The 22,201-nt window shown below is 72.6% G+C and carries 17 protein-coding genes and 1 pseudogene; 11 read left to right on the forward strand and 7 right to left on the reverse strand.

What is annotated here, in order from left to right; genetic code table 11:
- Positions 1-47: 47 nt before the first annotated feature.
- Positions 48-2,900, forward strand: coding sequence for a DEAD/DEAH box helicase (locus tag ACIRFL_RS32285; protein WP_404035407.1), 2,853 nt, complete (start codon positions 48-50; stop codon positions 2,898-2,900).
- A 246-nt stretch (positions 2,901-3,146) separates the two neighbouring features.
- Here ACIRFL_RS32285 and ACIRFL_RS32290 read toward each other — a convergent pair whose 3' ends face one another.
- From ACIRFL_RS32290 to ACIRFL_RS32300, 3 genes are all read right to left on the reverse strand, one after another.
- Positions 3,147-4,082: an RluA family pseudouridine synthase gene (locus ACIRFL_RS32290; RefSeq protein WP_404035410.1), complete on the reverse strand. Its 936-nt coding sequence runs from the start codon at positions 4,080-4,082 to the stop codon at positions 3,147-3,149.
- 212 nt (positions 4,083-4,294) lie between these two features.
- Positions 4,295-5,137, reverse strand: coding sequence for a siderophore-interacting protein (locus ACIRFL_RS32295; protein WP_404035413.1), 843 nt, complete (start codon positions 5,135-5,137; stop codon positions 4,295-4,297).
- 126 nt (positions 5,138-5,263) lie between these two features.
- Positions 5,264-6,193 carry a 5'-3' exonuclease H3TH domain-containing protein gene (locus tag ACIRFL_RS32300; protein ID WP_404035491.1) on the reverse strand — a complete coding sequence of 310 codons (930 nt, stop codon included), beginning with the start codon at positions 6,191-6,193 and terminating at the stop codon, positions 5,264-5,266.
- Positions 6,194-6,338: 145 nt separating this feature from the next.
- Between ACIRFL_RS32300 and ACIRFL_RS32305 the strand changes: the two genes are divergently transcribed.
- From ACIRFL_RS32305 to ACIRFL_RS32320, 4 genes are all read left to right on the forward strand, one after another.
- Positions 6,339-7,415, forward strand: a complete 1,077-nt coding sequence (locus tag ACIRFL_RS32305) for a glycine betaine/L-proline ABC transporter ATP-binding protein (protein ID WP_404035416.1) — start codon at positions 6,339-6,341, stop codon at positions 7,413-7,415.
- Positions 7,408-10,026 carry an ABC transporter permease/substrate binding protein gene (locus ACIRFL_RS32310; protein WP_404035419.1) on the forward strand — a complete coding sequence of 873 codons (2,619 nt, stop codon included), beginning with the start codon at positions 7,408-7,410 and terminating at the stop codon, positions 10,024-10,026. The genes ACIRFL_RS32305 and ACIRFL_RS32310 overlap by 8 nt, the downstream gene beginning before the upstream one ends.
- A 721-nt stretch (positions 10,027-10,747) precedes the next feature.
- Complete coding sequence (locus tag ACIRFL_RS32315; RefSeq protein ID WP_404035422.1) at positions 10,748-11,317, forward strand: helix-turn-helix domain-containing protein; 570 nt, start codon at positions 10,748-10,750, stop codon at positions 11,315-11,317.
- 91 nt (positions 11,318-11,408) lie between these two features.
- Entirely contained in the window at positions 11,409-12,128 is a 720-nt protein-coding gene (locus ACIRFL_RS32320) for a helical backbone metal receptor (protein ID WP_404035493.1), read from the forward strand.
- Here ACIRFL_RS32320 and ACIRFL_RS32325 read toward each other — a convergent pair.
- On the reverse strand, positions 12,040-13,197 hold the full coding sequence (locus tag ACIRFL_RS32325) for a TDT family transporter (RefSeq protein WP_404035425.1): 1,158 nt from the start codon (positions 13,195-13,197) through the stop codon (positions 12,040-12,042). The two genes, ACIRFL_RS32320 and ACIRFL_RS32325, sit on opposite strands and share 89 nt — an antisense overlap.
- Positions 13,198-13,267: 70 nt before the next feature.
- On the opposite strand from ACIRFL_RS32325, the gene ACIRFL_RS32330 reads away from it, so the two are divergent.
- Positions 13,268-14,188 carry a LysR family transcriptional regulator gene (locus ACIRFL_RS32330; RefSeq protein ID WP_404035427.1) on the forward strand — a complete coding sequence of 307 codons (921 nt, stop codon included), beginning with the start codon at positions 13,268-13,270 and terminating at the stop codon, positions 14,186-14,188.
- 7 nt (positions 14,189-14,195) lie between these two features.
- Here ACIRFL_RS32330 and ACIRFL_RS32335 read toward each other — a convergent pair whose 3' ends face one another.
- Both ACIRFL_RS32335 and ACIRFL_RS32340 read right to left on the reverse strand, forming a co-directional pair.
- A complete protein-coding gene (locus ACIRFL_RS32335) occupies positions 14,196-14,891 on the reverse strand; it encodes a gamma-glutamyl-gamma-aminobutyrate hydrolase family protein (RefSeq protein WP_404035430.1) in 696 nt (231 codons plus the stop codon).
- A gap of 151 nt (positions 14,892-15,042) precedes the next feature.
- Complete coding sequence (locus tag ACIRFL_RS32340) at positions 15,043-15,780, reverse strand: FadR/GntR family transcriptional regulator (protein WP_404035432.1); 738 nt, start codon at positions 15,778-15,780, stop codon at positions 15,043-15,045.
- Positions 15,781-15,865: 85 nt separating this feature from the next.
- On the opposite strand from ACIRFL_RS32340, the gene ACIRFL_RS32345 reads away from it, so the two are divergent.
- From ACIRFL_RS32345 to ACIRFL_RS32360, 4 genes are all read left to right on the forward strand, one after another.
- Positions 15,866-17,224: a glutamine synthetase family protein gene (locus tag ACIRFL_RS32345; protein WP_404035435.1), complete on the forward strand. Its 1,359-nt coding sequence runs from the start codon at positions 15,866-15,868 to the stop codon at positions 17,222-17,224.
- A 47-nt stretch (positions 17,225-17,271) separates the two neighbouring features.
- On the forward strand, positions 17,272-18,645 hold the full coding sequence (locus tag ACIRFL_RS32350; RefSeq protein WP_404035496.1) for an aldehyde dehydrogenase family protein: 1,374 nt from the start codon (positions 17,272-17,274) through the stop codon (positions 18,643-18,645).
- Positions 18,642-19,433, forward strand: a complete 792-nt coding sequence (locus ACIRFL_RS32355) for a 3-oxoacyl-ACP reductase (protein WP_404035437.1) — start codon at positions 18,642-18,644, stop codon at positions 19,431-19,433. Before ACIRFL_RS32350 ends, ACIRFL_RS32355 begins: the two co-directional genes overlap by 4 nt.
- A 74-nt stretch (positions 19,434-19,507) precedes the next feature.
- Complete coding sequence (locus tag ACIRFL_RS32360) at positions 19,508-20,419, forward strand: DUF2510 domain-containing protein (RefSeq protein ID WP_404035499.1); 912 nt, start codon at positions 19,508-19,510, stop codon at positions 20,417-20,419.
- A 3-nt stretch (positions 20,420-20,422) separates the two neighbouring features.
- Here the strand turns inward: ACIRFL_RS32360 and ACIRFL_RS32365 are convergent, their stop codons facing one another.
- Positions 20,423-21,625, reverse strand: a complete 1,203-nt coding sequence (locus ACIRFL_RS32365; protein ID WP_404035440.1) for an alanine racemase — start codon at positions 21,623-21,625, stop codon at positions 20,423-20,425.
- 271 nt (positions 21,626-21,896) lie between these two features.
- Here ACIRFL_RS32365 and ACIRFL_RS32370 point away from each other — a divergent pair.
- Positions 21,897-22,201 (forward strand): annotated as a pseudogene (locus ACIRFL_RS32370) (hypothetical protein); the annotation flags it as partial.

Genomic DNA, 22,201 nt, shown 5'->3' on the forward strand with positions numbered 1-22,201 from the left:
GTGTGCGGCGCCTGGGTGCGCCCGGCGTACATCCCGCGTTCCGGATAATGATCGTCCTGTTGTCAGTGCGGCCCGGTACGCTCGAAAGCACGATGACAGAGGACCTCTCACCGGCCGAGCGGTATGCGGCAGCCCGCAGGCGGGCAGCCGAGCAGGCCACCGCGCTCGCGTCCTTCCGCGAGATGTACGACTTCGGCCTCGACCCCTTCCAGATCGAGGCCTGCCAGGCCCTTGAGGCGGGCAAGGGCGTGCTGGTGGCCGCCCCCACCGGCTCCGGGAAGACCATTGTGGGCGAGTTCGCCGTCCACCTCGCGTTGCGCCAGGGCAAGAAGTGCTTCTACACGACACCCATCAAGGCGCTGTCGAACCAGAAGTACGCCGACCTGTGCCGCCGCTACGGCCCGGACAAGGTGGGCCTGCTCACCGGCGACAACAGCGTCAACTCCGACGCCCCGGTGGTCGTGATGACCACCGAGGTGCTGCGCAACATGCTGTACGCGGGGTCCCGGACCCTGCTCGGCCTCGGCCATGTCGTCATGGACGAGGTGCACTACCTCTCCGACCGTTTCCGCGGCGCGGTGTGGGAGGAGGTCATCATCCACCTCCCCGAGTCGGTCACCCTGGTCTCGCTGTCGGCGACCGTCTCCAACGCCGAGGAGTTCGGCGACTGGCTGGACACCGTACGCGGTGACACGGAGGTGATCGTCTCCGAGCACCGGCCGGTCCCGCTGTTCCAGCACGTGCTCGCCGGACGCCGGATGTACGACCTGTTCGAGGAGGGCGAGGGCCACAAGAGGGCGGTCAACCCCGACCTCGCCCGGCTCGCCCGCATGGAGGCCAGCAGACCCTCCTACCAGGACCGCAGACGCGGCCGTGCGATGCGCGAGGCGGACCGCGAGCGCGAGCGGCGGCAGCGTTCCCGGGTGTGGACGCCGGGCCGACCCGAGGTCATCGAACGGCTCGACTCCGAGGGCCTGCTGCCCGCCATCACCTTCATCTTCAGCCGGGCCGCCTGCGAGTCCGCCGTCCAGCAGTGCCTGTACGCGGGACTGCGGCTCAACGACGAGGAGGCCAGGCAGCGGGTGCGTGACCTCGTGGAGGAGCGCACCGCCTCCATCCCCCGCGAGGACCTGCACGTCCTCGGCTACTACGAGTGGCTTGAGGGCCTGGAGCGGGGCATCGCCGCCCACCACGCGGGCATGCTCCCCACCTTCAAGGAGGTCGTCGAGGAACTGTTCGTGCGCGGCCTGGTGAAGGCCGTCTTCGCCACCGAGACCCTGGCGCTCGGCATCAACATGCCGGCCCGCTCGGTGGTGCTGGAAAAGCTCGTCAAATGGAACGGCGAGCAGCACGCCGACATCACCCCCGGCGAGTACACGCAGCTCACCGGGCGGGCCGGTCGGCGCGGCATCGACATCGAGGGCCACGCGGTGGTGCTGTGGCAGCGCGGCATGAGCCCCGAACACCTCGCGGGCCTTGCGGGCACCCGCACCTATCCGCTGCGCTCCAGCTTCAAGCCGTCGTACAACATGGCGGTCAACCTGGTCGAGCAGTTCGGTAGGCACCGCTCGCGCGAACTGCTGGAGACCTCCTTCGCGCAGTTCCAGGCGGACCGGTCGGTCGTCGGGATCTCCCGGCAGGTGCAGCGCAACGAGGAGGGACTTTCGGGCTACAAGGAGTCCATGACCTGCCACCTCGGCGACTTCGAGGAGTACGCGCGCCTGCGCCGCGAACTGAAGGACCGGGAGAACGAACTGGCCCGGCAGGGTGCGGCCCAGCGGCGTGCCGAGTCCGCCGTGGCCCTGGAGAAGCTGCGGCCCGGCGACGTCATCCATGTGCCCACCGGCAAGTACGCGGGCCTGGCCCTGGTGCTGGATCCCGGCCTGCCCGCCGGGCGTTCCAACGGCCACCGCGGCTTCGAGTACCACGACGGGCCGCGCCCCCTCGTCCTCACCGCCGAGCGGCAGGTCAAGCGGCTGGCGTCGATCGATTTCCCGGTGCCGGTCGAGCCGCTGGAGCGGATGCGCATCCCGAAGACGTTCAACCCGCGCTCGCCGCAGTCCCGTCGGGACCTGGCGTCCGCGCTGCGCAGCAAGGCCGGGCACATTCCGCCGGAGCGGCACCGCAAGAAGCGGGCGCAGGCCGCCGACGACCGGGAGATCGCCCGGCTGCGCGCCGCGCTTCGCGCGCACCCCTGCCATGGCTGCAACGACCGTGAGGACCACGCCCGTTGGGCGGAGCGCTACCACCGGCTGCTGCGCGACACCTCGCAGCTGGAGCGCCGTATCGAGGGGCGTACGAACACGATCGCGCGGACCTTCGACCGGATCGTGGCGCTGCTGACCGAACTCGACTATCTGCGGGGCGACGAGGTCACCGAACACGGCAAGCGGCTCGCCCGGCTGTACGGCGAACTCGACCTGCTGGCCAGCGAGTGTCTGCGTGAGCGGGTCTGGGAGGGGCTGGGGCCCGCCGAACTCGCCGCCTGTGTCTCGGCGTTGGTGTACGAGGCGCGGGTCGGTGACGATGCGCTGGCGCCCCGGGTGCCGTCGGGCCGGGCGAAGGCCGCGCTCGGCGAGATGGTCCGCATCTGGGGGCGGCTCGACGGTCTGGAGGAGGAGTTCCGGATCACCCAGACCGAGGGGGTGGGGCAGCGTGAGCCCGATCTCGGGTTCGCCTGGGCCGCCTATATGTGGGCTTCCGGTTCGGGCCTGGACGAGGTGCTGCGCGAGGCGGAGATGCCGGCCGGGGACTTCGTGCGGTGGTGCAAGCAGGTGATCGATGTGCTCGGGCAGATCTCGGCGGCGGCTCCTGCGGAGGGCTCGACCGTGGCCAAGAGTGCGCGTAAGGCGGTGGAGCAGTTGCTGCGGGGTGTGGTGGCGTACTCGTCGGTGGGGTGACGGTTGGCACCGGCCCCTTCGGGGCTTGGGTGTCGGGGTGGGTGCGGGTTGCTTTTGGCTGTTTGCGCAGTTCCCCGCGCCCCCCCTCCGGGGGCTTGGGTGTCGGGGTCGGCGCGGGTTGTGTGGGGTTGTTTGCGCAGTTCCCCGCGCCCCTTTGGGGGTGTGGCTGTGGGTGGGTGGGTGCGGGTTGTGTGGGGTTGCTCGCGGAGTTCCCCGCGCCCCCTTCGGGGGCTTGGGTGCGGTGGGTCAGTTTGTGGTCCAGGCCGTGAGTGTTCGGTTGCTGTGGAAGCGGTGTTCCGATCCGGTGATCGGGTCGGTGAACTCCAGTCGGCGGGCGAGTAGTTGCAGCGGTCGACGGAAGTCACCGGCCGGCCCGGGTTCGGTCACCACCGGATACAGCGGATCGCCGAGGATCGGCACGCCCAGGGCGTTCATGTGCACCCGTAGCTGATGCGTCTGCCCGGTGTGCGGGGTCAGCCGGTAGCGGGCCAGCGCCTCGCGCTCCCGGACCTCGGCCAGCTCGACCCGGGTCACCGCGTTCGGCTCGCCCGGGACCTGCCGGGCGGCCGGCACCCCACGCTCCTTCAGGATCCGGCTGCGCACCGTCCGGGGCAGGGTGAGCGCGGGATCGTACGGGGCGACGGCCTCGTACTCCTTGCGTACCAGCCGGTCGCGGAACAGTGACTGGTAGGCGCCGCGTTCCTCGGGCCGCACCGTGAACAGCACCAGCCCCGCCGTCAGCCGGTCCAGACGGTGCGCCGGGGACAGCGTGGGAACGCCCAGGTCCCGGCGCAGCCGTGTCAGCGCGGTCTGAACGACGTGGCCGCCGCGCGGGGTCGTGGCGAGGAAGTGCGGTTTGTCGGCGACGACCAGATGCGCGTCCTGGTGGACGATCCCCAGTTCGAACGGCACGGGTACCTCGGTGGGCAGCTCCCGGTGGAACCACACGTACATGCCGGGCACGTACGGATCGTCCGGTGTGACCGCCCGCCCGTCGGCCCCGACGATCCGGCCCGCCGCCAGCATCCCGTCGACCAGGCCGGGCGGCGCCCCGGACAGCCGCGCCACGAGATGCGCGCGCACCGTCTCCCAGGGCCCCTCGGCGGGCAGCCGCACCCGCACGGGATCCACGCCGTCGCGCGCGGGCAGCGGAGCGGGCGGGATGCGGGTCCTTCGTCTCATCACACCCAGCGTACGGGCCGCTGCCCGCGCCGGTGCGCGAAGCCGAGCGGCCCCGGCCGGCACCGGCCGTCCGCGCCGTCCACGCCCCGCCGTCCGGCGCACGTAGGCGTGGTGGGGCCGCCGTGCAGGGGGCGTCGGTCGGGTGCCGGGGCGTCGTGGCTGATCGCGCGGTTTCCCGCGCCCCTTCGGGCGCGGCCCGCGGATCGCCGCGGTCATGCGGCGGCGCTGCCCTCCTGCTCCGCCTCGATGCGGGCGTTCCACTCCCGCTTGGACGCCTGCCAGCCGTCCTCGTCATGCCCAAGCCGCCAGTAGCCGGAGATCGACAGGTCCTCGCGGGGGATCGCGTACTCGACCCGCAGCAGCCGGCGCAGCTCCTTCACGAAGCCCGCCTCGCCGTGCACGAACGCGTGCGCCCGGCCCGCCGGGAACTCCAGTGCCCGTACGGCCTCGACCAGGGCGTCGCCGACCGGCCGGTCCCCGCGGTGCAGCCAGGTCACCGCCACGTCGCAGTCGATCTTCTGCTCCTCCTCGGGCCCGGACACCTCCACGAAGGCATGGGCGCGGGCACCGGCAGGCAGCGTCTCCAGGGCGCGGGCGATCGCGGGCAGCGCGCTCTCGTCGCCGGCCAGCAGATGCCAGTCGGCGCTCGCGTCGGGCGCGTAGGCGCCGCCGGGGCCCATGAACCACACGGTCTCGCCGGGCCGCACGCGCAGCGCCCAGGGGCCGGCCAGACCCTCGTCGCCGTGCACCACGAAGTCCAGGGTCATCTCCCGGTGCTCGGCATCCCAGTCACGCACCGTGTACGTCCGGGTCACCGGCCACTGCTCACGGGGGAACTCCGCCCGGATCCGCTCCAGGTCGAAGGGCTCCGGATAGGTCGCGCCGCCGACCGGGAACAGCAGCTTCACATAGTGGTCGGTGCAGGTGTCCGCCGCGAAATCGGCCAGTCCCGCACCGCCGAGCACGACCCGCTGCATGTGCGGGGTCAGCCGCTCGGTGCGGATGACCTGCGCGGAGTGGGGCTTCCTCGGCCTCCGTGCCGGACGTTCTGCCATGGCTGCCTCCATGTCACTTCCTTAGGTTTACCTAAGTTAGCACCACGTCCTTGCGGCCGACAGGAACACGGAGCGGAACAGGCCGGAACACCCGCTCACCCCCGCGAGCGAGCGTGGCAACGCCGCTCACCCGGCGAGCGTGGCGAGGAGCCGCTGCAGCGACCCGCCCAGCCCCCAGCGCGCCGTCAGCGCCTCCAGGCCCGCCGGGTCACGCGGGGCGCGCGGCAGCGCCGTGTCGACGTCCGGCAGCGGCACGTCGTCGGCGACCCGGACGACCTTCGGGGCGACCGCGACATACGCCCTGGCCTCGTCGAGACGCTTGCGCTGCGACGGGGTCAGCCCGGTCTTCGGGTCGTCGACCGCCGCCATGATCCCGGCCAGGTCGCCGAACGCGGCGAGCAGCTTCGCCGCCGTCTTCTCACCGATGCCGGGCACCCCGGGAAGCCCGTCGCTCGGGTCGCCCCGCAGCAGCGCCAGATCCGCGTACCCCCGGCCGTCGACGCCGTACTTCCCGCGCAGCACGGCCTCGTCCGTGAGCTGGAGCGTGCCCACTCCCTTGAGCGGGTACAGCACCCGCACCCCGCGCGCGTCGTCCACCAGCTGGTACAGGTCGCGGTCGCCGGTGACGATGTCGACCGGGCCCTCGGCGCGCGCGGTGAACGTGCCGATCACATCGTCCGCCTCGTACTGAGCGACGCCCACCCGGGCGATGCCGAGCGCGTCCAGCACCTCCTCGATGACCGGCACCTGCGGGGACAGCGTGTCCGGCACCTCCTCCGTGTCCGGGCCCAGCGCATGCTCCTCGGCGACCCGGTGTGCCTTATAGCTGGGGATCAGCTCGACCCGCCACGCGGGCCGCCAGTCGGCGTCCATGCAGGCCACCAGCCGGTCGGGCCGGTGGTCCCGCACCAGCCGGTCGATGAAGTCCAGCAGCCCGCGCACGGCGTTCACCGGGGTGCCGTCCGGTGCCTTCACCGAGTCGGGGACGCCGAAGTACGCACGGAAGTACAGCGAGGCGGTGTCGAGGAGCATGAGTCGTCCGGTCACGCCCCGCATCATGCCGTACGGCACCGACACCCGCCCGCGACCAGCGGCGACGGCCCGCCCACCGGTGATGTGAGGTGGGCCACTCTGGCGTTTGCCCTCCTCGGATCGGGGCAGGCGCGGCCTCTGTCCCCGGCCCCCGAGACGAGAGGTACGCGTGTCACCCAGGCTAGAGGCCGAACATCTCTACAAGGTGTTCGGAAGACGACCCGACGATGCAGTGGAGCGACTTCGGCAGGGCGCCGACCGGGAGGAACTGCGCGCCGACGGCACCACCGCCGCTGTCATCGACGCCTCCTTCCAGGTGGAACCCGGCGAGATCTTCGTCGTGATGGGGCTGTCCGGATCCGGCAAGTCCACCCTGCTGCGCATGCTCAACGGCCTGTCGGAGCCCACCGCGGGCCGCGTCAGGTTCGACGGCCAGGACCTGACCGCGCTGTCCGACAGCGCACTGCGCGAGCTGCGCTCACGCAAGATCAGCATGGTCTTCCAGCACTTCGCGCTGTTCCCGCACCGCAGCGTCCGCGACAACGCCGCCTACGGCCTGAGCGTGCAGGGCGTGCCCCGCGCCGAGCGCGATCGTCGCGCCGACGAGGCGCTCGCCCTGTGTGGCCTGGCCGGCTGGGAGAAGTCCTGGCCCGACGAGCTGTCCGGCGGCATGCAGCAGCGCGTGGGCCTGGCCCGCGCCCTCGCCACGGACGCCGACCTGCTGCTCATGGACGAGTCGTTCAGCGCGCTCGACCCGCTGATCCGCCGTGACATGCAGGACCAGCTGCTGGAACTGCAGAAGAGCCTGAAGAAGACGATCGTCTTCATCACCCACGACCTCAACGAGGCCATGCGCCTGGGCGACCGGATCGCCGTGATGCGCGACGGCCGGATCGCCCAGGTGGGCACCGCGGAGGACATCCTCGTGCGCCCCGCCGACGACTACGTCGCCTCGTTCACCAAGGACGTCGACCGCGCGCGTGTGCTGACCGCCGCCGCCGTCATGGACACCGACGTCCGCGGTGACGAGGCCGACTGCGACTGCGAGACCGCCACCCCGCACACTCCGTTCACGGAGCTGTGCGCGATCAGCGCCCGTGTGAACCACCCGGTGGCCGTCGTCGACCGCGACAACGGCCTCGTCGGCGTCGTGCCGCGGCACCGCCTCGTCGGGTTCCTCGGGGACGAGCAGGGCGAGCCCGCGCCCTGCCGTCCGCGCGGCGGGAAGGTGGCCGCCCGTGCCTAGGATCCACTTCGGCGACTGGGTGGAGACCGCGGTCGACTGGCTGCAGTCCCATCTGACCTGGGTCTTCGACATCGTCAACGCCGTGCTCGACGGCATGTACAGCGCCGTGGACACCGTCCTCAGCGGCGGCGAACCGCTGCTGCTGGCCGGCATCCTCGCCGTGGTCGCCGCCTGGCTGCGCGGCCTGCTGCCCGGTGTCCTCGCCTTCGTGGGGCTCGCGCTCATCGACTCGCTGGGGCTGTGGGACGACGCCATGGACACCCTGTCCCTGGTGCTCGTGGCCGCGGTCATCACCGTCGTGATCGCCATTCCGCTCGGTGTCTGGGCCGCGCGCAGCAGGCGCGTCAGCGCTCAGCTGCGGCCGGTGCTGGACGTCATGCAGACCATGCCGGCGTTCATCTACCTCATCCCCGGCGTGATGTTCTTCGGCGTGGGCACGACCCCGGGTCTGCTCGCGACGATCATCTTCGCGATGCCGCCGGGCGTGCGCATGACCGAGCTCGGCATCCGTCAGGTCGACGGTGAACTCGTCGAGGCCGCCGAGGCGTTCGGCACCACCCCGCGCGACATCCTGCTGCGCGTCCAGCTGCCGCTGGCCCTGCCGACCATCATGGCCGGCGTCAACCAGGTCATCATGCTGGCCCTGTCGATGGTGGTCATCGGCGGCATGGCCGGCGCGGGCGGCCTCGGTGAGCAGGTGTACTCCGCGATCACCCAGCTCAAGGTGGGTCTCGCCGCGGAGAGCGGGGTGGCGGTGGTCATCCTCGCCATGTACCTGGACCGGATGACCGGCGCCCTGGGCGAGCGGGTGTCCCCGCTGGGCCGGCGCGCGGCGGCCAAGGTCTCGGCCCTGGTGGGACGGGCGCGGTTCGCCCACTACCGGCCGGCCGGCGCGGTCGCGGTCGTCGGTGTCGTCGTGCTCGCGCTGGTCGCGGGCGGCCTGAACCTGGTCGGCTCCGGCGACGCCCAGGCCGGTTCGAGCACCGACGTCGGCAAGGGCAAGCGGATCAACATCGGTTACATCCCCTGGGACGAGGGCACCGCCACCACGTACCTGTGGAAGGAACTGCTGGAGCAGCGCGGCTACGAGACCGACGTCAAGCAGCTCGACCCCGGCCCGCTCTACTCCGGCGTGGCCCGCGGCGACGTCGACTTCCAGACCGACGCCTGGCTGCCGACGACGCACAAGGCGTACTGGGACAAGTACGGTTCGCGGCTGGAGGATCTGGGGTCGTGGTACGGGCCGACGTCGTTGGAGTTGACGGTTCCCTCGTATGTGAAGGGGATCGATTCGCTGGCCGATCTGAAGGGTCAGGGGAAGAAGTTCGGCGGGAAGATCATCGGTATTGAGGCGAGTGCCGGGATGATGGGGACGCTGAACAGCAAGGTCCTGAAGGCTTATGGGCTGGAGGGTGAGTACAAGGTGGTGTCGTCGAGTACGTCGTCGATGCTGGCGGAGCTGGACCGGTCGATCAAGAAGCGTGAGCCGGTGGTGGTGACGTTGTGGTCGCCGCACTGGGCGTACGGCAAGTACGACCTGAAGAAGCTGAAGGACCCCGAGGGCGCCTGGGGCAAGGGCGAACGGATCCACACCGTCGCCCGCAAGGGTTTCAGCGCCGACGACCCGGTCGCCGCGCAGTGGCTGAAGGACTTCAAGCTCACCGAGCAGCAGCTGACCGGTCTGGAGAACGACATCAGGGACGCCGGCCAGGGCCATGAGCAGGACGGTGTGCGCTCCTGGCTGAAGAAGAGCCCCGGCCTGGTCGACCGGCTCGCCCCCGTTCCCGACGGCGGCGCCAAGAAGCGGGGCAAGGACGCGGGCAAGACCGTCAACATGGGCTACTTCCCGTGGGACGAGGCCATCGCCAGCACCTACCTCTGGCAGAACATCCTGGAGGACCGCGGCTACAAGCCGGCCCTGAAACAGCTGGACCCGGGCCCGCTCTACAGCTCCCTCGCCCAGGGCCAGATGGACGTACAGCTGGATGCCTGGCTGCCGACGACGCACAAGGCGTACTGGGACAAGTACGGTTCGCGGCTGGAGGATCTGGGGTCGTGGTACGGGCCGACGTCGTTGGAGTTGACGGTTCCCTCGTATGTGAAGGGGATCGATTCGCTGGCCGATCTGAAGGGTCAGGGGAAGAAGTTCGGCGGGAAGATCATCGGTATTGAGGCGAGTGCCGGGATGATGGGGACGCTGAACAGCAAGGTCCTGAAGGCTTATGGGCTGGAGGGTGAGTACAAGGTGGTGTCGTCGAGTACGTCGTCGATGCTGGCGGAGCTGGACCGGTCGATCAAGAAGCGTGAGCCGGTGGTGGTGACGTTGTGGTCGCCGCACTGGGCGTACGGCAAGTACGACCTGAAGAAGCTGAAGGACCCCGAGGGCGCCTGGGGCAAGGGCGAACGGATCCACATGGTCGGCAAGAAGACGTTCAGCCAGGACTTCCCGGAGCTGTCCGGCTGGCTGAAGGACTTCGAGCTCACCGAGGAACAGCTCGCCTCCCTGGAGGTCGCGATACAGCAGGGCGGCGCCGGGCACGAGAAGGCGTCCGCACGGCAGTGGCTGGACGCCCAGCCGGGTCTTGAGGACAAGCTGGCACCCGTGGCCTGAGGCCCGCCGGCGAAGGGAGCGGTGGTCGCGTCGAAGGGCGTGGCCACCGCTCCGCCCGTTCCGCGCCACCCGTGATCTCCCGTTGTCTCACCCGCCGCGGTCCGCGAGCGCCGTACTCGGCCGGCAGGTCCCGGTCGTCGAGACCGTTCTTGGACCCCTTCGGCGCCGGGCCCGCCGTGGTGCCGCCGCCCACGAGAAGGATCCGGCCAACCACGGAGCGCCACGGTCCCGCCCGAGCCCGCGCACACCGCAGCCGGGCCGTCGACCGCGCGCACGGCGGACCGTGCACCGCCCGGTCGTTCGGGCGGTCGCCCGCCGGGCCCGGCCCGCACCCTTTTCGCCACCCGCCGTACCCGCCCTGACCAGCGACTCCGTCGCACGGCGCGGATCCGGGGCGCGGGCCGGGAACACCGGGAGCCGCCGGCGCATTGAAGATAAAGGGCGCGATCCCGTGCTGATCGAGGGTCAGCGGTCGCGCCACGACCCCGGGAGCTGGTCGCCATGGGCCCACCGTCCCGCGGTCGGCCGGACCGATCGGCGGACCGCCCGCCCACTGGCGCGAACCGTGAGGGTCGCGCTTACCCCACGTGACGTGGATGTGACGGCCGCATGAAACGGTTTGCCGAACATGCGTAGGGTGCAGAGAACCCATCAGGGCGACGGGGCCCGGCGTCGGGCCCCGACAGCGGCGGCACGACGAGCGGAGGAGGGAGCCGGAGCGATGGGCGACCACAAGGAACAACAGCCTGTCCGAGTGGGCGCGGCCGTCCGGCGGCGGCGCCGCGCGCTGGAGCTGACCCTCGCCGTCGTGGCCGAGCGCAGCGGCCTGTCCGTGCCCTTCCTGAGCCAGATCGAGAACGACCGGGCACGCCCCAGCACCAACTCCCTGGAGAAGGTCGCCGACGCGCTGCGCACCACGGCCGTCGAACTCCTCGCCGCCGCCGACCCGGCGTGCAGCGTCGACGTCGTGCGCGGCGAGGTCATCGAGACCGACTTCGCCCCCCGGGTGCGCTCGCTGGTGCGCGGTCACCACCAGTTGCACGCCTCCGAGTTCACCGGCGACCACGACGCGGGCCGCGAATTCCAGCACCGCAACGACGAGTTGCTGTACGTCGCCGACGGCGCGGTGGAGATAGAGGCCGAGGGCCGCGCCTACCGCCTGGGCCGCGGCGACACCCTCTACCTGACGGGCGGGGTGCGCCACCGCTGGCGCGCCACGGTCCCCGACACCCGCGTGATCGTCGTCGCCGTGGCCGAGCACATCGAGGCCGTCCACGACCGGCCCCGCTGAACAGACCGGGTGACCTCACCGTGGCCAGGCACACGACCCGCCGGTCACCGGCCGCGGCAGCGCCGTGCGTGCGCTTTCCGCGGAGCGCATGATGCGCGTCGTCTCTCTCGTTCCGTCGCTCACCGAAGCGGTCGCCGAGACCGTGCCCGGCGTGCTGGTCGGTGCCACCGACTGGTGCGTCCGCCCGGCGGGCCTTGCCGTCACCCGCGTCGGCGGCACCAAGAACCCGCGGGTGGACCGGATCGTCGCCCTCGCCCCCGATCTGGTGATCGCCAACGAGGAGGAGAACCGCGCCCCCGACCTGGACGCGCTGCGTACCGCGGGCCTCACCGTGCTGGTCACCGAGGTGCGCGACGTGCCACGGTCCTTCGGCGAGCTGACCCGCGTGCTGATCGCGTGCGGCGCGACGACCCGGCCACGCTGGCTGGACGAGGCCGAGGACGCCTGGTCCGCGCTGCCGGTGCCCGCGCGGCGCGTGACAGCGGTCGTGCCGGTCTGGCGACGGCCGTGGACGGTGCTCGGCCGGGACACCTTCGCCGGCGACGTGCTCGCCCGCCTGGGCGTGGACAACATCCATGCCGGGCACGCCGACCGCTATCCGCGGATCCCGCTGGACGAGCTGCGGGCCGCCGCGCCCGACCTCGTCGTGCTGCCCGACGAGCCGTACCGCTTCACGGCCGACGACGGCCCCGAAGCATTCCCGGGTCTGCCCTGCGCCCTGGTCAGCGGACGGCATCTGACGTGGTACGGCCCGTCGCTGGCCGAGGCGCCGCGGGTGCTGTCCGGGGCGCTGCGGGCAGTTCACCGCTGATCAGCCCGCGTACCGTGCCCACGGCGGCGGCCGCCCAGGCGGCGAGGAGCACCCCGTACAGGCCGGCCGTCAGCCAGTCGTAGGCGGCAAGACCGGTGTGCCGGGCCAGCGCCGCCGCACCGGTGACACAGGTGCCCACCGGGAAGGTGAACCCCCACCAGGTCATCGTGAACCCCATGCCGCGCCGCCGGGCCCGCGCCACCTGGGCCGCCGCGAACGCCAGCCACAGCAGCGCGAAACCCATCACCGGCACCCCGTACAGGACGGCGAGCACCACGAAACCGCGGTCGTAGGGGGCCGCCACGACCCCCGGCGCGACATCCGCGAAGGCGCCCACGGCGGTGGTGGACTGCCCGAGCGGTCCCAGCACCAGGAACAGCGTCGGGGTCAGCGCGAGCGGCAGCGGGCCCGAGACGATCAGCCGGGCGAACACGAGGGGCAGCATCAGCAGGGTCGCGAGCAGGCTGAGCCCGAACAGCGCGAAACACGCGAGGAGCAGGGTCTGACGGGGCTGCCCGGGCGGCAGGTGCGGCACGAGCTGCGGGCCGAGCGCGGCCGACACCATGGGCGCGACGAGCGGCAGCAGCCACACCGGGGAGATCTGAGCGGGCTCGATCCGGTGCCGTACCACCATGAGGTACGGCACCGCCACCGCCGCCGCGAGCCCCACGACGGTGCCGGCGACGAACAGCACGGCGTCCAGGGCCATGGCGCCCGCCGCGCCGAGCGGGTCCCGCCCGACGGTCATGGCGCCGCCGCCGACCGCGAGCAGCGCCATGGACAGGCAGCCGTAGAAGGGCGCCGTCGCCGGGTCGAGGAGGTGGTCGCGGGCCTGGTCGCCGTGGTACGCCCAGTGCAGGGCGCGAGCGGCGAGAAGGGCCACCAGCAGGGCGAGCGACAGGGCCCACACGACGGTGCAGCCGGTGCGCAGCGGCCCGGTGTGCCAGGGGAGCACGGCGCCGGCCGAGCCGACGGCCGCCGTGCCCATGACGGCGGCGTACCAGTTGGGGCCGAGGTGGCGGACGCGCGGGGCGCGGCGGGGGACCGGGGGCTGGGCTGCGATGACCATGGGTCCACCCTCACGCGGGGCGCGGACGGTCACCAGGGAGTCCGTCCCTATCAGGGCATAAGCTGGTCTTATGAGTGAGGCGGAGGAGCGGCGCGGGCCGAGGTCGCTGGCCCACCGGGTGCCCGATCTCGGCGCGCTGGAACTGCTGCTGGCGGTGGCGCGCACCGGCAGCCTCGGCGCTGCGGCCCGGGAACTGGGCGTCACCCAGCCGGCGGCCAGCAGCCGGATCCGCTCCATGGAGCGGCAGCTCGGCGTGGCCCTGGTGGACCGCTCGCCGCGCGGCTCCCGGCTCACCGACGCCGGGGCGCTGGTGACCGACTGGGCGCGGCGGATCGTGGAGGCGGCCGAAGCCTTCGACGCGGGCGCGCAGGCGCTGCGGGACCGGCGTGACTCGCGGCTGCGGGTGGCGGCCAGCATGACGATCGCCGAGTATCTGCTGCCGGGCTGGCTGCTGGCCCTGCGCGCGGGACGCCCGGACACGGCGGTCTCCCTGCTGGCCGGGAACTCGACGACGGTGGCCGAACGGCTGCTCGCGGACGAGGCGGACCTCGGCTTCGTGGAGGGGCTGACGGTCCCCGCCGGGCTGGACTCCGCGGTCATCGCGCACGACCACCTGATCGTCGTCACCGCACCCGCGCACCCCTGGGCCCGCCGCCGCGGCCCGCTGGCCGCGGACGAGCTGGCCACCACCCCGCTGATCCTGCGCGAACGCGGTTCGGGCACCCGCCAGGTCCTGGACGCCGCCCTGGGCGGGCTCGCCCGCCCGCTGATCGAACTGTCCTCCACCACGGCGGTCAAGGCCTCCGCGGTCGGCGGCGCCGGGCCCGCGGTCCTGAGCGAACTCGCGGTACGGGAGGAACTGGGCCTGCGCCGCCTGGTCCGCATCCCCGTACGGGACGTGTTGCTCGGCCGTGACCTGCGGGCGGTCTGGCGGACCGGGCACCGGCCGACGGGACCGGCCCGGGAACTGCTGTCGCTGACCCGCGGCTGAGCCGGGCTCAGCCGGCCGCCGCCACCAGCGCCCGCATCACCCGCAGATCCTCGCCCATCTCCGGATGCCACTGCACCCCCAGGACCCACCCGCCGGGCCCCGAGGGCTCGATCGCCTCGACCGTGCCGTCCTTCGCGTGCGCCGACGCCACGAGCCCGCTGCCGAGCCGGTCCACGGCCTGGTGGTGGAACGTGGGTACGGAGGTCTCCTCCGGGACGATGCCGGCGTACCGGGTGCCGGGCACCGGCTCGACCAGGTGCCGGCCGAAGACCCCTGGCGGCCCGGCGTGCTCGGCGTGCTGGTCGAGGTGTTGCACCAGCGTGCCGCCGAGCGCGACGTTCAGCAGTTGCATGCCGCGGCAGATCCCGAGCAGCGGCACGGCCGCGGCCAACGCGGCGTCGATCAGGGCGAGTTCCCAGGCGTCGCGGGCCCGGGCCGGCGGACCGGTCCGCGGGCCGGTGACGGCGCCGTAGCGTACCGGCTCGACGTCCGGGCCGCCCGCGATCACCAAGGCGTCCAGCCGTGCCACGGTGGCCGCGGCCTGCTCGGGCCCGTCCGGCGGCAGCATCGCGGCCAGAGCGCCGGCCCGCTGCACCAGCCGCGGATAACCGGCCGGCAGCAGCGCCGCCTCCAGCTCCCACACCCCCCAGCGCGCCCCGGACTCCAGATACGTACTGACCCCGATCAACGGCCGACCCGCCATGGCACCCTCCTTGGCTCCCCGCAATGGCTGGCACGCACACCTTTACCGTGAACCCACCCCCGGGCAAGCCCCCCGGCCCGGCGCCGCCGCGGCGGACGCCTCGGGGCGGTGCCGTGGGGCGTGCCGCCGCCACCGGCCGTGCCGCGCCGGCTCATGTCAGAAAGCCCCGCAGGAGTGCCGCCGTTCCCGCGCAGTGTTCCCGCATCATGTCCCGGGCCCCCTCTGCGTCGCCGTCCAGGACCGCCTCGACCAGGGCCGTGTGCTGGCGCTGGGAGTGCTCCAGGTTGCGGACCAGCAGCGGGATGCAGTCCAGCAGGTCGTTGACGGTCGCCCGGACGGCCGCGTACTGCGCGGCCAGCGTCGGCGAGCCGGACAGCTCGGCCAGGGTGAGGTGCAGCAGGGTGTCCCGCCGCCGGTACTCGGGAAGCGGCGCGTCGTGCGTGCCGGCCAGCGCCGCCCGCAGCCGCTGCGCCGACGCGCCGGCCGGTGTGTGCGTCGCGCACAGTCCCGCCGCGCCCACCTCCAGCACCTCACGGAACCTGAGCACGTCGTCGACGTCGACCGCGGCGATGCGGCGCCGCAGCTCGTCCTCGCCGCCCGCGTTCGTCCGGGGCAGCACGAACGTGCCGCCGTAGCGCCCGCGCCGTGACTCCACGAGCCCCTGGTCCTGGAGCACCTTCAGCACCTCGCGCAGCGTCACCCGGCTGATGCCAAGACGCTGCGCCAGCTCCCGTTCGGCGGGCAGCCGCTCGCCGCACGGCACCAGGCCGAGTCGTACGATCTGCAGGATCTGCTCCAGTGCCTCCTCGAAGCCGTTGCCCGCCCGCACCGGCCGCAGCACCGGCGCGAGCCGGTCGTCCGGCATCCCCCGCCGTGTGTCCCGCGCCATCCGGTCGTGCCCCCTTCCCAACCAATGGTTCTCGGCAATACCTTATGGCTCCCGGCCGGCCGTAGAAGCCGAAGGAGGCTCTGCCGTGGCAGACCGCACACCCCCGCTCGCCGTCGAGGAACTGCACGCCCTCGTCGCGAGCGGTGAGATCGACACCGTCGTGCTGGCCTTCCCCGACATGCAAGGGCGGCTCCAGGGCAAGCGGTTCGCCGCCCGCTTCTTCCTCGACGAGGTCCTGCATCACGGCACCGAGGGCTGCAACTACCTGCTCGCCGTCGACACCGAGATGAACACGGTCGACGGCTACGCCATGTCCTCCTGGGACCGCGGCTACGGCGACTTCGCCATGCACCCCGACCTGAGCACCCTGCGCCGCATCCCCTGGCACCCGGGCACCGCCCTGGTCGTCGCCGACCTCGCCTGGGCGGACGGCTCCCCGGTCGCCGCCGCGCCCCGCCACATCCTGCGCCGCCAACTGGAACGGCTGGCCGGGTTCGGCTACACCGCCCAGGTCGGCACCGAGCTGGAGTTCATCGTCTTCAAGGACACCTACGAGCAGGCCTGGGACGCGGGCTACCGCGGGCTGACCCCGGCCAACCAGTACAACGTCGACTACTCCATCCTCGGCACCGGCCGCATCGAACCGCTGCTGCGCCGCCTGCGCAACGACATGGCCGGCGCCGGCCTCACCGTCGAGTCGGCCAAGGGCGAGTGCAACCCCGGCCAGCACGAGATCGCCTTCCGCTACGACGAGGCCCTGGTCACCTGCGACCAGCACGCCGTGTACAAGACCGGCGCCAAGGAGATCGCCGCCCAGGAAGGCGTGTCGATCACCTTCATGGCCAAGTACAACGAACGCGAGGGAAACTCCTGCCACATCCATCTCTCGCTCGCCGACGCCGACGGCGTGGGCGCGATGGCCGGGCCCGACGGAATGACCGACGTCATGCGGCACTTCCTCGCCGGACAACTGGCGGCGCTGCGCGACTTCGCCCTGCTGTACGCGCCCAACATCAACTCCTACAAACGGTTCCAGCCGGGCTCGTTCGCGCCGACCGCCGTCGCCTGGGGCCACGACAACCGCACCTGCGCCCTGCGCGTCGTCGGCCACGGCCGCTCCCTGCGCTTCGAGAACCGGCTGCCCGGCGGCGACGTCAACCCGCACCTCGCGGTCGCCGCCCTGGTGGCCGCCGGACTGTACGGCGTCGAACGGAAACTGGAACTGCCACCGCCCTGCCCGGGCAACGCCTACACCGCAGGCTTCGAGCACGTCCCGACCACCCTGCGGGAGGCCGCCGCGCTCTGGACGGCCAGCCCGATCGCCCGGGCCGCCTTCGGCGACGAGGTCGTCGACCACTACCACAACCTGGCCCGCGTCGAACTGGACGCCTTCGACGCCGCCGTCACCGACTGGGAGCTGCGCCGCTCCTTCGAACGCATGTGAGGCCCACCGTGTCCGACCGGTCCGACGCGCACGGCTCGAACGACGCGCTGTCCACCGCACCCGAACTCCAGGTGCGCAACCCCGCCACCGAAGAGATCGTCGCCACCGTCCCCGCCGCCACCGCGGCCGACATCGACGCGGCCGTCGCACGGGCCACGGCGGCACAGCGGCGCTGGGCCGCCCTCGCGCCCGCCGACCGGGCCCGGCTGCTGCGCCGCTTCGCCGACACCGTCGACACCCACATCGAGGAACTGGCCCGGCTGGAGGTCCGCGAGGCCGGACATCTGCTCGACACCGCACGCTGGGAGGCCGGCAACGCCCGCGATCTGCTGCTGTACGCGGCCGGCGGCGCCGAACGCCTGCTCGGCAAGCAGATCCCGGTACCCGGCGGCTGGGACGTCACCTTCCAGGAGCCGCTGGGCGTGGTCGGGGTCATCGCGCCCTGGAACTTCCCGATGCCCATCGCCGCCTGGGGCTGCTTCCCCGCGCTCGCCGCGGGCAACGCCGTCGTCCTCAAGCCCGCCGAGGCCACCCCGCTCACCGCGCTCCGCCTCGCCGAACTCGCCCTGACGGCGGGCCTGCCCGAGCACCTGTTCCAGGTGCTGCCCGGACACGGGCACATCGCGGGCCGCGCGCTCGTCGACCACCCCGACGTGGCGAAGATCGTGTTCACCGGCTCCACCCGCACCGGCCGCGAGGTCATGGAGCGGTGCGCCCGCCTCGTCAAGCCGGTCACCCTCGAACTCGGCGGCAAGAGCCCCAACATCGTCTTCGCCGACGCCGACGTCGAGGCCGCCGTCGACCCGTTCTCCTTCCTCGACAACTGCGGCCAGGACTGCTGCGCCCGCACCCGGATCCTGGTGCAGGAGCCGGTCCACGACCAGGTCCGCGAACTGCTCGCGGATGCGCTCGCGGCCGTCGTGGTGGGCGACCCGGCCGACCCGAAGACCCAGATGGGCCCGCTGATCTCCGCCCGGCAACGCGACCGCGTACGCTCCTACGTGCCCGCCGACGCCCCCGCCCTGCGCGGCACCGCGCCCGAGGGACCCGGCTACTGGTTCCCGCCCACCGTGCTCACGGGCGAGCGGCCCGACACGGCCGCGGCCCGCGAGGAGATCTTCGGCCCGGTCGCCGTCCTGCTGCCCTTCACCGACGAGGCCGACGCCATCCGCCTCGCCAACGACACCCCCTACGGACTGGCCGGCTCCCTGTGGACCCGGGACCTCGGCCGCGCCCTGCGCGTCTCCCGTGCCGTCCGGGCCGGCAACCTGTCCGTCAACTCCCACTCCAGCGTCCGCTACTGGACCCCGTTCGGCGGCTTCAAACAGTCCGGCCTCGGCCGCGAACTGGGCCCGGACGCCCTGACCGCCTTCACCGAGACCAAGAACGTCTTCATCAGCACGGAGGGCCCCGCACAGTGACCGCCGAGACCCCTGAGACCATCTGCCGCCGGCTGGTCGGCCGTACCGCCGTCGTCACCGGAGCGGGCAGCGGCATCGGCCTCGCCACCGCCCGCCGACTGGCCTCCGAAGGCGCCCACGTCGTCTGCGGCGACATCGACGAGACCCGCGGCAAGGCCGCCGCCGACGAGATCGGCGGGCTGTTCGCGAAGGTCGACGTCACCGACCCCGAACAGGTCGAGGCACTGTTCAGGACGGCGTACGACACCTACGGCAGCGTCGACGTCGCCTTCAACAACGCCGGCATCTCCCCGCCCGACGACGACTCCATCCTGGAGACCGGACTTGAGGCATGGAAACGCGTCCAGGAGGTCAACCTCACCTCCGTCTACCTGTGCTGCAAGGCCGCCATCCCCTACATGCGCCGCCAGGGCCGGGGATCCATCATCAACACCGCCTCCTTCGTGGCCCGCATGGGCGCTGCCACCTCGCAGATCTCCTACACCGCCTCCAAGGGCGGGGTGCTCGCCCTGTCCCGGGAACTCGGTGTGCAGTTCGCTCGGGAGGGCATCCGGGTCAACGCGCTGTGCCCCGGCCCCGTCAACACCCCCCTGCTGCAAGAGCTGTTCGCCAAGGACCCGGAGCGCGCCGCCCGCCGCCTGGTGCACATCCCGCTCGGCCGGTTCGCCGAGGCCGAGGAGATCGCCGCCGCCGTCGCCTTCCTCGCGAGCGACGACTCCTCCTTCGTCAACGCCAGCGACTTCCTCGTGGACGGCGGAATCTCCGGCGCCTACGTCACACCGCTCTGAGCGGACCGCGCCCGCCCGCGGGCCGGACACCGTGTACGCGACTCGGGGCCGCGGCCTACAGTGCCCGGATGAGCATGACGCCGCCGCCCGGCTGGTACCCCGACCCGAGCGCCCCGCAGGCGGAGCGCTGGTGGGACGGCAGCGCCTGGACCGAGCACCGCCGCGCGCCCGGCGCGCCCGTCCCGCCGGCGGCCCCGGACCGTGCCTCCCGGCGGGCCAAGGCGGTAGCGCTGGTCACCGCGGGCGCCGTGCTGGTCGCGGCGATCGTCACCGGCGCCCTCGTGCTCCGCACGGACCACGAGGGCGCCGGCGCCACCGAGGCGAACACCGCGGCCACGCCCACCACCGGCGACCCGGGGCCCGCATCGCCGTCGCCGTCCGGCACACCGTCGGCCTCCGACCCCTCCGCCGACGACCCCGCGACCGTCGTCGACCAGCTCAACGGCATCACACTGCCGCTGCCCGACGGCTGGGAGCGCCCGCGGTACATCGCCGACGACGACGTCGTCATGACCACCGACGGCACCTACGACTGCCCGGCCGGCGTCGGCCTGTGCTTTCACGGCCTGGTCAGCACCCGCACCGACGGCGCCACCGCCGGGACCTCGCCCCGGGCGCTCGCCGAACAGGACATCACCGACGCCGCGGACGCCGCCTTCGACGAGAACGCCCTCGGGCAGCGGCCCTTCGGCGGCATCACGTCCCATCGGCTCGTCGCCTCCGGCCAGATCGCGGTCGCCGGCCGCAGCGGGTACTACGTGCGCTGGCGGGTCAGCACGGCCAAGGGGCCCGGCGGCTACGTCCAGTCGCTGGCCTTCCCGTCCAGCGTCGGCACCGAAGCACCCGTCGTCGTCCGCTTCGTCTTCGACGCCGGCGCCGACGGGCCCCCGCTGTCCGACATGGACGAGATCACCCGCGGCATACGGGCGGTGGGCGACGCGGACACCGGCGGCGGCGTCGGCAGCAGCCTCGGCCCGTCGCACTGACCGTCACAGGAACGTGTGACCCTCGCCCCGATAGGTGGGCACGGCCGCCGTCACCCGGTCCCCCTCCACCAGATGCAGCACCTCGAACCGCTCACACAACTCACCGGCCTTGGCGTGCCGGAACCACACCTTGTCGCCGACGAGCAGGTCGTCGGCGGGCGCACCGAGCAGCGGCGTCTGCACCTCGCCCGGCCCCTCCTGCGGGTCGTAGCGCAGCCCCTGCGGCAGCCACGGCACCGGCAGCCGGTCGGCGCCCGCCGCCCCGGAGGCCGGATAGCCCCCGCCGAGCACCGTCACCACACCGACGCCCGGCCGGCGCACCACCGGCAGCGCGAACAGCGCGGCCGGACGGCCGGTGAACGACGTGTAGTTGTCGAACAGGCGCGGCACATACAGCCCGGAACCGGCCGCGACCTCGGTGACGGCGGCCTCGGCCGCCGTGTGCTGCACGCTGCCCGTGCCGCCGCCGTTGACGAACTCCAGTCCGGGCGCCACCGCACGGACGGCCCGCACCACGGCGGCCCGCCGCGCGGCCAGTTCGCGTCGCGCGGTGGCCTGCATCAGCCGGACGGCCCGCGAGCGCAGCGGACGACCGGCGACGGAGTCGCCCACCCCGGCGATATGACCCTCGTACGCCATGATCCCGACGAGCGTGAAACCGGGGCGCCGCACCACCGCGCGCGCCAACTCGGCGACCTGGTCGGGGGAGTGCAGCGGCGAACGCAGCGCCCCGACCCGCAGCCGCCCGCCCATCAGCCGCAGCGATGTGTCCAACTCCAGGCAGACGCGCACGACTTCACCGCCGCCGGCGCGGGAGGCATCGATGAGGTCGAGCTGGGCCGGGTCGTCGATCATGACGGTGACGGCGGCGGCCAGCTTGGGATGGGCGGTCAGCTCGGCGAAACCGGACCGGTCGGCGGACGGATAGGCGAGCAGGACGTCGTCGAACCCGGAACGCGCGAGCCACAGCGACTCGGCCAGCGTGAACGACATGATGCCCTGGAAACCGTCCCTCGCCAGGACGCGTTCCAGCAGGGCGCGACAGCGCACGGACTTGCTGGCCACCCGGATCGGCTTCCCGCCGGCCCGGCGCACGAGGTCGTCCGCGTTGGCGTCAAAGGCGTCCAGGTCCACGATCGCGACAGGGGCGTCGAGGTGGGCGGCGGCCCGGTCGTAACGGGCCCGGTCGGCGGCGCGCGCAGTCATGGACGCAGCCTGCCAGACAGGATTACCGCAGGGTAGGGGGACGTTCCGGGCAGATGCCACGGCGTCGCGGACTGGTTCCCGTTGGCCGTGGAACAACCCGTAGAGTGACGCGCACGCACGATGCGACGCCGTCGGCCGCGGCCCCGCGCCGGGATGCCGTCGCGTCCGTGCGGGTATGCGTGCCCGGGACGGACCGACAGCGGGCCCGGGTGAGGGACAGGACGACCCGCGTACCGAGGAGACGGCCCGGGGACGAGGAAACGGGGGGTGCATGAGCACGGAAGCGCGCCACACTCCGCGCCGCGCCCCCACAGCCCCCTCCACCCACCCCGAGCCCACGACGAGCACCGACGCGACCGCGACCGACGACACGAACTCGGGCGGCGGCGGGAACGTGGGCGACCGTGTGGGCTCGGGTGCCGCCGCTGACACGGGCGTCGGCGTGAATGCGGGCGACCGTGTGACCTCGGGTGGCGGTGCCCACGTGGGCGGTCGCGTGAACGCGGGTGGCGCCGCCAAGGTGGGCACGGGCGGGAACGCAGGCGGCGGTGCCACCACGGGTGTCGGCGGGAATGC

Origin of the sequence: Streptomyces sp. NPDC102462, from assembly GCF_044765425.1 — a bacterium.
Lineage (GTDB): Bacteria > Actinomycetota > Actinomycetes > Streptomycetales > Streptomycetaceae > Streptomyces.